At 51.2% G+C, this 213-nt stretch carries 1 protein-coding gene; it reads right to left on the bottom strand.

Annotated elements, in window-relative coordinates; genetic code table 11:
• A partial coding sequence (locus BAQ46_RS31810; protein WP_249024560.1) for a hypothetical protein occupies nucleotides 1-213 on the bottom strand: 213 nt, incomplete at both ends.

Here is a 213-nt window from a genome sequence, read left to right as displayed (position 1 = left end):
TCTACTGGACCTACTGGACCTACTGGACCTACTGGACCTACAGGAGCTACTGGACCTACTGGACCTACTGGATCTACTGGATCTACTGGACCTACTGGACCTACTGGACCTACTGGACCTACAGGAGCTACAGGAGCTACTGGATCTACAGGATCTACTGGAGCTACTGGATCTACAGGATCTACAGGATCTACAGGATCTACTGGAGCTACA

Source organism: Bacillus paranthracis, from assembly GCF_001883995.1.
GTDB classification, from domain to species: Bacteria; Bacillota; Bacilli; order Bacillales; family Bacillaceae_G; genus Bacillus_A; species Bacillus_A paranthracis.
The sequence above is the reverse complement of the archived record's forward strand: the minus strand, read 5'-3'. Positions and strand labels throughout refer to the sequence as shown.